This is a genomic window from Bartonella sp. CE47NXGY (assembly GCF_042195415.1).
Taxonomy (GTDB): domain Bacteria; phylum Pseudomonadota; class Alphaproteobacteria; order Rhizobiales; family Rhizobiaceae; genus Bartonella.
Genome location: NZ_JBHIOI010000032.1, coordinates 1 through 12,411, shown reverse-complemented (window position 1 = coordinate 12,411; position 12,411 = coordinate 1). Strand labels below are relative to the sequence as shown.

Genomic DNA, 12,411 nt, shown 5'->3' with positions numbered 1-12,411 from the left:
AGTCCTTGTTTAAACTTTTGCCAATGGGAAGAGAGATCAAAAGCAGCAGCAATGATGTTTTTCCATTTGGTGATGGTAGTGGTATCAGCACCAAAATAAACCAAGACGTGTGCGCCAGTCATGGTAAAGCGCAACACACGTAGAGCAATGTTAAAAGCCATCAGGGCGGCAATGGTTTTGATAATGGCGCTTGTTAAAACGGGATGGTCCTTGCCCCATGCCATTTTACAAAACGCGCATTTAATGGTAAAAAATAACCATAAAAACAATAAATTATCACGTATTTCTAACTAATCTCACCTCTTCCCACTTAGTACAAAACCTAATGTCAAACTACATCCAACGGAGTTTTGTATAGTATGTAGCCTTTCGGAAATTGTGGCTTATCAGCGGATTCTGTATATTTTTATATTTCATTCGTTCAAAGAAGACACTGAGCACTCAAAGAACCCTCAACGCTCTATTAAAGCCTTCTCTCATTTTTGCTGTCAAAAACTCATTCGATACATAATGTAGGTAAGAACAATCAATTATCACATATCCACTCTAATTTCACCTTTTTCCACTAAATATAAAACATTAAAAACACTAATATTCTTATTTATATTATATTATATTTTTTACTTTATTTTATATAACTGTATTTCTTTAATTATACATCAATAAATATTAAAATAAATGAATATTGATATAAAATAATATGTACCATTAATAAAAAACTTATTTTTAAAATATAATTATATAAAAATACATTATGAAATAAATTTAATATTACATAATTAAACATAAATACAACTTTAAATTTGACAAAAAAAGCAAAACAAAATATCAAAGTGCTGTGTTATTAAAATAAAAGCAATATCTATTTCCACTTCTGCTTATGAAGTTAGCGGGAAAATGAATGTTGGGGGCTTTAAAAGGAGTAGACTGATGCCTAAAAAATTTCTTCTATCCTGCACAGCAATTGTGGCAGTTGTACTTTCTGGTATCAATCTTAATGCACAAGCTAAAAATCTTGAAATTTCAGAAAATAAAAAAGAAGTTTCCAACGAAACCTACGAAATTATTCACGCAAAAAAAGGTGGTCAAATTATCGGCAAGCATTTGACGATAATCGGAAACAAAAAAACAAACACCAACATAGGCACAAATGCGCACGCTATAACAGCTGAAGGTTCTAACACTGCGATTGAATTACTGGATGGTACAACCATTAAAGGAACTGGTTCTAGCATTTTCTTCGGTCTTGAAGCAAAGGATGGTGCTACACTGAAAATGACTGGGGGAACTATCACAGTTTCCAACACTGGCACTAAATTCTTGAACAGTAAGAATGCTGAAAACAAGCTAAAAGATATAATAATATCAAGTGGCAAAGGCAAAGCTCCACTAACTTTTGCAATATTTGCAGACAAAGACAGTGAAGTCACTTTAGAAAATGTAAAAGTGACTAAGGCAACGAATAGCGTTACAGCAAATAATAAATCTGAAATCACGATATTGGGAGGATCATTTGATGCCACAAAGGCAGCAATATCTGCTTACAATGGCAGTCGCGTAACTCTAACTAACAATGTTCAAACTACATCATCTCATGGCACTGGACTCCATGCAACAGATTCAGAAACCACAATCGAAATGACGGGAGGAAGCGTAATCACAGAAAAAATGGCGTTGGTTGCAGAAAACGGTGGACATATCAAGGTCACGGATGTTGCGTTAACTGCGACGAATGATAAAATCGGAACAGTTGTCGCCGGCGGTCCGAACAGCGTGATTGAATTGCATGGGAATACAACAATTAAGAATGCTGTAATCGGTCTTCATGCACAAAACAGTGGAATGATTAAAATGATCGGAGGGACCATTACAGCTTCTGCAACCGGCGCTGGTTTCTATAATAGTAAGAGCAATGGAAACAAGCTAGAAAATGTGAAAATATCGGGCAGTAACCATAAAGAGCCTAAAATCACAGGAATAGGTGCCGACAAGGAAAGCAACGTCACTTTAGAAAATGTAACAGTTACGCAGGCAAAAAGTGGCATAGTTGCAAATAATCATTCTAAAGTAACGGTTTCTGGAGGATTATTTGAGGGCAAAAACGTAGGGGTATACGCTGGAAACGGCAGCAACATTACTTTAACCAGCAATAAAAAAGGTAACGTTCAAGTTACATCAACATCATCGAATAGCAAAGGACTCTACACAAATGGTTTACATTCTACCATCACAATGACGGGAGGAACAGTAACCGGAGAATTAGCGTTGGTCGCAGAAAACGGTGGACATATTAAGGTCACGGATGTTGCTCTAACAACAAATGAACATGGGGGCAAGGTCACTGATGTTCCTATAATAGGCGCAGGAGTCAATAGCGCTAATAGTATGATTGAATTATATGGCAATACAACGATTAAGAATGCTGGTGTTGGGCTTGTGGCAAGTAACGGTGGCGTAATTAAAATGATTGGGGGGACTATTACAACTTCTAAAACTGGTGTTGGCTTCGTGAACAGTAAGAGCGCCGAAAGTAAACTAGAAAATGTAATAATATCAACCGGTAAAGATAAAAATTCAGGCAAAGGAATTCTTCTAGAGAAAGAAAGTGGTCTCACTTTAAAAAATGTAAAAGTGACTCAAACAGGCAACAGCGTAATTGCAAATAATCGTTCTAACATAACAATCTCTGGAGGATCATTTGATTCAAGCTATGCAACAATATGTGCTCAAAACGGTAGCAGTATCACCTTAACGGACAATGCTCAAATTACGTCACATGATGAAGCAGGCCTCTATGCACGAGACTCAAAATCCACAATTACAATGACAACAGGAAACGTGACAGGAAAATATACAGCCTTAGAAGCAGACATAGGTGGCCATATTACGGTTACAAATGTTGCTTTAAAAGCAACTAATAATGGCAGTGGTGTAGCTGCTGGTGCAGCTGCCTCTGGCTCTAACAGTGTGATTGAATTGCTTGGCAATACAACGATCAGTGACGTTAAAATCGGAATTGATGCGCAAAACGATAGCACAATCAAAATGATCGGAGGAACCATTACTGCTTCCGAAGCAGGCGTTCACTTGTTAAAAAACAAGAGCAATAACAAACTGAAAGATGTAACGATATTAAATCGTAAGGATAATGCACTACTAATCAATGCAATAATTGCAAGAAGAAGTGCCATTACTTTAGAAAATGTAACCGTTCCGCAAGCAATCAATAGCATAATTTCAGATAATGGTTCTCAAATAACAGTTTCTGGAGGATCATTTAACGCAAAAGGTGCAGCAGTATCTGCCATAAACGGCAGTACTATTACTTTAACTGACAATGCTCAAATTACATCATCTGATGACAGTGGGCTCTATGCAAAAGACTCAAAATCCACCATCACCATAACGGGAGGAACAGTACAAGGTAAAACTACTGCATTATTTGCCGGAAACGGCGGACATATTAAAGCCACGAATGTTACTCTAATAACAGCAGATAATAACGGATTCGGTGCGGAAAGCCAAGATGTTGGCAGTTTAGTTGAATTATATGGCCATACAACGATTAAAAATGCTGAGATCGGACTTTATTCAGAAAATGGCAGCACAATCAAAATGAGTGGAGGGACAATAATTGCCGAAAATAGTGCATTTGTTGTAAATAATAATGGACATATTGATGTAACAAATGTTTCTGCCACAGCAGAAGATAGAGGTATCGCATTTGAAAAGTCTAAGAACAATAGAACATCAGAAATCAATTTAACCAATACAAAACTTCATATTAAAAACGGTACTGGAATTAATGCAAATGAATCAATTGGTAAAGCCAATCTCAAAAATTCAGAAATCCGTGCCAATGTTTTATTAGTAACCGAAGCTTCAACGAAAAAAAATGATTTCACTTTTACACTAAACGCCGATCGCTCCATCTTAGACGGCAAAGTGAGCACTGAAAAAAAATTCAAAACAGTCTTTGATTTGCAAAACAATACGAAATGGACATTGAAAACAAGCACAAATAAAAAAAGCCAGAACAAAAAACTGCTTGATATTGCTCAAAGAGCACGTTCTGATATTTCTGTCCTTAACATCAATAACAGCTCTATTGTTTTTGAAGAGCCAACTGAAAATCATTATCACACGTTGCACATAGGATCTGGCAGACCAAATACTAAAAAAGTCTACAATGCTACAGGAAAAGCAGAAATTCATTTCAACGTCGAATGGAGTGATAGTGCTGCCATAAACAAACAAAAAGCTGACCATCTTCTGATTCACGGTGATGTTTCAGGTACTACACTGGTTTATATCACTGGACATTTAGAAAAGAACAATATTAAAGCAGACGCTTCTGCTCTTACCAGTGCACGTGGTCTTTCACTCATTCAAGTTTTTGGGAAAGTAAATCAAAACTCTTTCAAACTTGCACAGGACTATATCACAATAAGTGGTTCACCTTATAAATATATACTGAAAGCTTATGGACCAAAATCAAACCACAGTAAAACAAATGCTGAACAAAACCTTTTAGGAGAAAATAAAAATTTCTGGGATTTTCGCTTACAACCAGTACTGCTTGATAGCGACTCAAAAGTAAAAACCATCGTGCCATAAATACAAACTATTTGATCAAGCCCCAATGCTCTCTTGTACGCTGGATTGACCAATATGGCTAAGCAAAATGCAACTGTTAACCAATATGCGACATTTGTCTTAAGGAAAGAATAAGACAAACGGAATGGCTTTTTCTTATATACCTATGGAAAAACAGGAAGCTTATTTTTTGATAAGTAGTACTTCTAGTAGATATGGTTATAGCAGTGCTCATCTTCGTTATGCTTCTCTACAAGGAGGTGTTAACTTTGTCGCGCTAGAAGGGAAAAATATCTACAACACATTTTGGTCTTATAGAAACCTATGGACAACTCTCTTTGCACTCCAAAGAATATGCAAGACAGCAAGTAAGAGCATATTGAATAAATGGTCATTTCACTCACCGCCTATGGCAGTAAACAGCGTGACAGTGGTTTCTATCTTGATACGCTGTTTATCCTATGGATTCCTAAAGAGAAAGATCACCAATGCCCTCATTAGTACAACCACAAAATTGAAAAATGCAAAAATGTTGGCGATCTCCACAACTGTTAGCAAACAATTTGCAACGGGTATCCAAGGCGTAACATTCGAACCGCAGGCACAGCTTGCCTATCAACATTTGATGTTTGATACCATTAAAGATGCTGATAATCTGACCATTAAGATGCAAAATCCTTCTCAATGGATAATCCCGTGTTGGTGGACGTTTGACAAAAACCATTGCCACTGAAAACAGCCGTCCTATGTCTTTCTATGGAAAAGTAAACTTAATCAAAACCTTTGGTGATGATCAGACATTCCATATTGATAAGTATTATAAATGTGACCCCTCGGGAAGTTTCGTTGAAGGTGGCCCACAATTGTCCGCTAACCTCTCCCTTCATGGTGATGTCAGCTATCAACAAAAGCTTCAAAAACTGGTATAAGTGGTGCAAGCTTTTCAGGAGGAATACTCTATCAGTTTTAAATCAAGACTGTAAAAATAGCCTATTCAATTTAACAAAAAGGCAGCATATTGCTGCCTTTTTGGTTTATTATAAGCTGTTTTTAAGCGCTTTTTTAAATAGAGAACAGCGAAATATTTGAAGACAGTCATTGACCATTGGATGTTTTTTACAAAAAATTCTTTTTATAAAGAATAAAACTGTAAAAAAGAGAACAACCAAAAACAAAATGATATTGTAAAATAATGAGAAGCTTTTCTAGAAAATACAACATTACTATCGTTTGTTATTTCTCACGAATTTAATGCTTAAAATTCCAAAATAAAACTTTTGAACATAAAATGATAAGTAAAAAATAATGCAATAATATCAAACAAAGGGATGTATGTTATAAGTCACTCATATATTTCAAAATGGAAGTTCTAATAGGATTTAAAATATTACAGCTCAAACACTGCCCAGAAAATTCATACTGAAAAAATCCTATTATCCCCTTCCCTCTTAACAATGCCGCCAAACATCTCCAGAAACTTCAAAACAAATAAAATTGCATTTTCTCTTCTGTAAAATTGATCATGCTCTTTGCTCTCTATGGACAATAGGCTCTATACTTGCTTCAAAAAACTCCTTTGTATAATCGTGTTGCGCATGTAGATTACGCAATTCATCATTGCTAAGCTCTTCAAGAATAATCCCTTTATGCATAATTCCAACACGTTCACAAATATGTGCAACAACAGCAAGATCATGGGATACCATTAAATAAGTAAGCTTTTTTCTCACGCGCAGTGATTTCAACAAGTTTAAAATTTCAGCCTGTACCGACACATCCAATGCAGATGTTGGCTCATCAAGCAACAACACCTCTGGCTCAATAATTAAAGCACGTGCAAGAGCAATACGCTGACGCTGCCCTCCAGACAACTCATGAGGATAACGATAAAGAAATGAAGAATCTAAACCAACGGAATCTAAAGCATCCTCCACCCGCTCTCTTTGATTATCCATTCCATGGATTTTGAGCGATTCAGAAAGAACCGTATGGACCATTTTTCTTGGATGCAGCGAAGCATAAGGATCTTGAAAAACCATTTGAATACAGCGTAAAAAATCCTTACTTCTTTTCTTTTCAACTTCTTGTCCAGCAAAAAGGAATTTTCCACTATAATCTGGAATAAGCCCCACCAATGTATTCAAAATAGTTGACTTTCCACATCCGGATTCACCAATCAAACCATAAGCTTCACCACGCTTAATATGAAAATTAACATTTTTAACAACTGTTACTGCCTTATGCCTGTGCCCAAAAGTTACAGATAAATTAGAAACATCAATAATATTCTCACAATTTGTCATGAGGAACCTCCTCAACGCCATTAACAATCGTAGGATTATACAACCAATCAGGATCACGCTCAGGAACAGCCAAAATATCAACTGGATTATCAAGCCGTGGCAAACTCGCGAGCAACGCCTTTGTATAAGGATGACAAGCGTGAGACAAATCAGAAGCAGGCAACTCTTCTAAGACACGGCCCGCATACATCACCAAAATACGATCACAAAAATCAGCAATCATATTTAAATCATGACTAATGAAAATAAGTCCCGTTCCAGATTTTGTCACAAGTTCATCTAATACAGATAAAACTTGTCGTCTGACCGTAATATCAAGTGCAGATGTTGGCTCATCAGCAATAATTAAATCAGGTTTTGGAATGAGCATCATTGCAATCATCACGCGCTGCCCCATCCCCCCAGATATTTCATGAGGAAAGAGACGCATCACATGTTCAGGATCACGAATATGAACAGATTCTAACATAGATATGGTGCGCTCCCTCGCTTCAGCTTTTGAAACACGGTAATGAATACGGTAAGCCTCCATAATCTGTTCCCCGATCCGTATTAATGGATTAAGTGAATATTTGGGATCCTGTAAAATCATTGAAATACGTTTCCCACGGATTTTTCGCATCTGAGGTTCACTTGCGGCCAATAAATCAACATCCTCAAAGCGCATTTTTTTAGCTTTAACAATGGCTGCTTTTGGACTCAATCTTAGTATTGCGCGCCCAGTCATCGATTTTCCAGATCCGGATTCACCAACAATTCCAATTTTTTCTTTTCCAACAGAAAAACTAACGCCACGCACAACTTCTGAAATGCCGCGCGTTGTAGGAAAAGAAATACGTAAATCTTCTACTTCTAATAATTTATTACCCATTGCGTGGATCCAATACATCACGAAGACCATCACCTAAAAGGTTGAAAGCAAGACTTGCAAATAATATTGCACAGCCTGGTATTGCCGCCAACCACCAATTTGTCATCATAAATTCCCGCCCTGAAGAAAGCATCGCACCCCATTCAGGACTTGGAAGTTGAGCTCCCAACCCTAAAAAACCAAGACCAGCAGCCGTTAAAATAATTCCAGACATATCCAAAGTTAATCGTACAATCACTGAAGGAATACACATGGGCGCAACATGAAACAAAATAATTCGCCAAGCAGAGGCCCCTTGCAGGCGAACTACAGAAACATAATCAGAAGAACGTATTGTCAAAGTCTCAGCACGTGCTAAACGTGCAATTGGTGGCCATGCTGCAATTGAAATTGCAATAGAAGCATTTTCAATCCCTGGTCCCAATGCGGCTGAAAATGCAAGAGCTAAAATCAAACCTGGAAAAGCAAGAAAAATATCGACAATGCGCATGAGCACAGTATCAACCCATCCGCCCATATAACCAGATACAGTTCCAACAATAAGCCCTATTGGACCTACAATAACTGTTGTAAGAAAAACAACATAAAGAGTAATACGGGAACCAAAAACAAGGCGACTAAAAATATCACGTCCCAATTCATCTGTTCCAAAATAATGCGCCATAGAGGGTGGCTGCAACCGATGCCCCAGATCATTGCTAAGAAAATCATGCGTAGCAATCCAAGGAGCAAAAAATGCACATATGATAATAATACAAATAATAAGCAGACCGAATACAGCCGAAAAGTTATGAAAAAACTTAGCCAGTGCGTGATAAATTCTTTGTATGTTCGCTTGAATTATGGAGTTTGGAACAGGATCGTTTAACCAACTACCCAAAGAAGATGATGATTGCGATTTATGATGATTACTTACTGTCATATTCAACGTGTCCTTGGATCAAAAATGCGATAAAGCAAATCAGAAAATAAATTAATGGCGACAAAGATAAATCCTACAAGTAAAGTACATCCTACAACTGCATTCATATCTCCGGCTAAAAGAGCATTTGTCAAGTAATGTCCAAAACCAGGCCAAGCAAAAACTGTCTCCGTTAAAACAGCCCCTTCTAATAAAAAAGCATAAGAAAGTGCAACAACGGTAATAATTTGAACAGCAGCATTTCGAAAGGCATGCCCCCAAACGGTTCGCGCCCACGATAATCCCTTTACACGTGCAGTAATGATATATTCCTGATTAAGCTGCTCAATCATAAACCCACGAGTCATACGGCTAATATAAGCCATAGCACCGAAAGCCAAGATCAAAGCAGGCATAATAACGTGACTAAAAACATTACCAAAAGCCTGCCATTGTCCTTGGCTTGCAGTATCCCAAAGGAAAAATCCTGTTTTTGGTTCAAAAGAATATTCATAAAGAAAATCAAGTCGTCCTGGGCCACCAACCCAGCCAAGCTTGGCGTAAAATATTAACAACGCCATTAATCCGAGCCAAAATGTTGGAGTAGAATAACTTACAAGTGTAAAAACACGGACAACATAATCAATAAATGAATCGCGATACATTGCTGCAAAAACACCAAATGGAATTCCAAGACTTGTGCCAATAACAATAGCAACGGTTGCAAGCTCTAATGTTGCAGGAAACACACGCATAATATCGGCTAGAACAGGTCGCCCAGAAGTTAAAGCATCTCCAAAGTCAAACAAAAATACATTATGAAGATACTTCCAATATTGGACAATCAACGGCTTATCAAGACCCAGCTTATAATACATTGCATCATAAGCTTCCTGACTGATATTATCACCAAGAATAGACAGAACCGGATCTAGAGGAAGAAGATGACCAAGAAAAAAAGTGATCGTCACCAACCCAAGCAATGTGATAAAAACTGAAATAAGAAGTTTCAATCCTTTGCATAAAAAATCCCATAAAAATAATTTTTTCTGCTTTTCTGATACAGCTCTTTCAGTCTCTGAAAGTGGCAAAACCATTATAAAAATCCCCTCTGTAGCGACAAAACATAAAGCAAATACTTTTTTATATAACAAAACAATCTCTTATTAAGCATGTTCTACAATCCTTTTCTATAACATGCTTCTTTTTATTTTTCTGCTTCATTGTAATAAAGTCTATAACTGTTCCAAATCCATTTTTTGACATCAGGCCCCATACCAACGGTATAATATGTCTGAAATAAATAAACCATAGGACCATGCTCTAGCACATAATGCTGTAAAGTACGATATTGCATGATACGCTTATTGGGGTCTTTCTCAAACAAAGCATCCATCACCATGTTATTAATATTTTCATCATAATACCCAGCGCGCCAAGCTAAATACATATTGTGCTTTTTTGTAAATGTTGGATCAGGGTTAAACACGTGATTTAATGAAGCAGGATGTCCATCAGGATCGGCACTCCCCCACCCCATAATAGCAGTATCATAATTTCCACCACGTACACGGCTCAACAATTGATTTTGTGCCATTTTTTCAATTGTAAGCTCAACACCAATTTTGCGTGCATTGGCTTGAATAGACTGTGCAACAGACGACATATAACTAAGGCTTCCAACTAAAAGATTAGCTTTAAACCCATTAGGATAACCAGCTTCAGTAATCAGTTGTTTTGCTTTTTTCAAATCCAACTGAAAAGGCAAACCTTCTTTTTCATCTAAAGCACCTGGAACACCTAAAGACATATAAGTTGCCCGAGGAATAGCAATCCCTTTCAAAACAGTTTTTCCAAGACCTTCATAATCAACCAAATAACGAAGTGCCAATCTGACCTTTTCATTCGCAAAAATTGCATTCTTATTATTTAACGATAAGTAAATAATCTGCGGACGCAAAACACGACTAATTTTGACTGGGCCTCCTTTTTTTTCAAGATCTAAAATATCCTCTGAAGAAAGATCACGCACTATATCCACATCACCTTTTTCCAAAAGAAGTCTTTGACTTGATGAATCCGCTACATGCTGCACAACAATCTGCTTAATTTTAGGCACATCGCCCCAATAATGTTGTGTCGCCTCTAACACAACTTTATCTCCTGGAGACCAGCTCACCAATTTATAAGGTCCAACACAAGCTGTATGTGTTGCTAAATATTTATTCCCCATATCACCGTTAATACTCTGTGCTTCAATTGTTTTCCGATCAAGCAAAGCAGAAGCATAAGATTGTCCAATAACAGTCAATATGAGCTGAATAGGATAGGGTTTATCTAATTTTAATTGTAAAGTCTTATCATCAAGAGCCTGAATATTTGTTTCAATATTGTTTTTGGTAAACCCATAATCCATTAAAGATTGAGCATAGCTTAATCCTAATTTAATAATCCGTCGCATCGACCATACCAAATCTTGCGCTGTAGCCATCCTTCCATCATTAAACTTTAAATCATCACGAAGATGAAAGACTATTCTTTTGCCATTGTCTAAAACGTCCCAAGATTTTGCCATAGCAGGGCGAATTTTTGTAGGATCATGCTCATCATATTGCACTAACGCGCTGCAAATATTCGTTAATAACTCACTCGTCACAACCTCAACAGTTTGCGCTGGATCAAAACTACTAATTGAATCAATATTCCATGCCATTACCAATATATCTTTAGATGAGGCACTGAATGCCGTTGTTACAGCCCCATTAAAAAAAATGATTGAGCTTAATAAAATAGAAATTTTTTTCAATATTCTTTGTTTTCCCATTTTATCTCTTCCTTTTGTATTCTTCTACCTTTTCACACAAAGTGATTGTGATTTTGCTTAAATAGCATAGCATTAGACATCAATTTCATTTAATCAAACTAAGCATCTACAAAATAATTTTCTTATACATCAGTCTATATTCGGGATGCAGAGAATCTATAACCATAAACAAAGATCCTCCCCAATATAACTTTCTATATTCATCGCTCCCTATAAACGATCTTAATTATATACTGCTACTACACAAACATCCCTCACAGTTTCATCCTAAAAAAACTGAAGAGCTTTATATGGGAGAATATTTTCATCATGCAATTATGATTAAGCTCTTTTTAGCTTTGATAACACTAAAAAGACACACTTATTTTTCAATTTTACTATAAAAAATACGCGGTGCACTATTCCAAACCCATTTTTTGACATCAGGCGTCATCGCGACAACGCTATATTGTTGAAAGATAAACGCATAAGGTCCTTTTTGCATTAATTCACGTTGTAAATCAGCATAGAGTTGCGCTCGTTTTTGCGGATTTTTTTGAAACAACGCTTCTTCAACTTTTTGATTCATCTTAGCATCAAAATACCCATGCTTCCAACTAGGATAGGCTGTATTTCTAGCCTCAAAACGATTATCTGGATTGAAAATAAGACGTGAAGCCATGGTATGAGGATCCGCAGAATCATTATTCCATCCGATAAAAGCCGTATCAAAAGCTCGAGCATCCACTTTTGAAAATAACTGTGTACCTGCTACACGTTCAATTTTAAGACGTACGCCCGCCTGTGCAGCACTATCCTGGAGTGACTGAGCAAGTAACAAAGTATAAGGAGTGTTTGACACGAGAAAATTTGCCTCAAATCCATTCGGATAACCAGCTTCTGCTAAAAGCTGCTTGGCTTTTGCAATATCAAGTTT

At 36.9% G+C, this 12,411-nt stretch carries 9 protein-coding genes and 1 pseudogene; 3 read left to right on the top strand and 7 right to left on the bottom strand.

The window, feature by feature from the left end:
* A pseudogene (locus tag ACFIL3_RS07975) lies at window positions 1-224 on the bottom strand (hypothetical protein); the annotation flags it as partial.
* Window positions 225-930: 706 nt separating this feature from the next.
* On the opposite strand from ACFIL3_RS07975, the gene ACFIL3_RS07970 reads away from it, so the two are divergent.
* The 3 genes from ACFIL3_RS07970 (at window position 931) to ACFIL3_RS07960 (ending at window position 5,525) form a co-directional block, all read left to right on the top strand.
* On the top strand, window positions 931-4,617 hold the full coding sequence (locus ACFIL3_RS07970; protein WP_375668629.1) for a right-handed parallel beta-helix repeat-containing protein: 3,687 nt from the start codon (window positions 931-933) through the stop codon (window positions 4,615-4,617).
* 124 nt (window positions 4,618-4,741) lie between these two features.
* On the top strand, window positions 4,742-5,329 hold the full coding sequence (locus ACFIL3_RS07965) for an autotransporter outer membrane beta-barrel domain-containing protein (protein ID WP_375628227.1): 588 nt from the start codon (window positions 4,742-4,744) through the stop codon (window positions 5,327-5,329).
* Window positions 5,307-5,525 (top strand): hypothetical protein, encoded by a 219-nt coding sequence (locus ACFIL3_RS07960; RefSeq protein ID WP_375612277.1) that lies wholly within the window; start codon window positions 5,307-5,309, stop codon window positions 5,523-5,525. Before ACFIL3_RS07965 ends, ACFIL3_RS07960 begins: the two co-directional genes overlap by 23 nt.
* A gap of 591 nt (window positions 5,526-6,116) precedes the next feature.
* Here ACFIL3_RS07960 and ACFIL3_RS07955 read toward each other — a convergent pair.
* From ACFIL3_RS07955 to ACFIL3_RS07930, 6 genes are all read right to left on the bottom strand, one after another.
* Complete coding sequence (locus tag ACFIL3_RS07955) at window positions 6,117-6,899, bottom strand: ABC transporter ATP-binding protein (RefSeq protein ID WP_273790734.1); 783 nt, start codon at window positions 6,897-6,899, stop codon at window positions 6,117-6,119.
* Window positions 6,886-7,770 carry an ABC transporter ATP-binding protein gene (locus ACFIL3_RS07950; RefSeq protein WP_273790733.1) on the bottom strand — a complete coding sequence of 295 codons (885 nt, stop codon included), beginning with the start codon at window positions 7,768-7,770 and terminating at the stop codon, window positions 6,886-6,888. The genes ACFIL3_RS07955 and ACFIL3_RS07950 overlap by 14 nt, the downstream gene beginning before the upstream one ends.
* A complete protein-coding gene (locus tag ACFIL3_RS07945) occupies window positions 7,763-8,692 on the bottom strand; it encodes an ABC transporter permease (protein WP_273790732.1) in 930 nt (309 codons plus the stop codon). The genes ACFIL3_RS07950 and ACFIL3_RS07945 overlap by 8 nt, the downstream gene beginning before the upstream one ends.
* Window positions 8,693-8,694: 2 nt before the next feature.
* Complete coding sequence (locus ACFIL3_RS07940; protein ID WP_375612276.1) at window positions 8,695-9,768, bottom strand: ABC transporter permease; 1,074 nt, start codon at window positions 9,766-9,768, stop codon at window positions 8,695-8,697.
* Window positions 9,769-9,878: 110 nt separating this feature from the next.
* A complete protein-coding gene (locus ACFIL3_RS07935) occupies window positions 9,879-11,495 on the bottom strand; it encodes an ABC transporter substrate-binding protein (RefSeq protein ID WP_375612275.1) in 1,617 nt (538 codons plus the stop codon).
* Between the two features lie 361 nt (window positions 11,496-11,856).
* On the bottom strand, window positions 11,857-12,411 hold a 555-nt coding region (locus tag ACFIL3_RS07930; protein WP_375682031.1), incomplete at its 5' end, for an ABC transporter substrate-binding protein.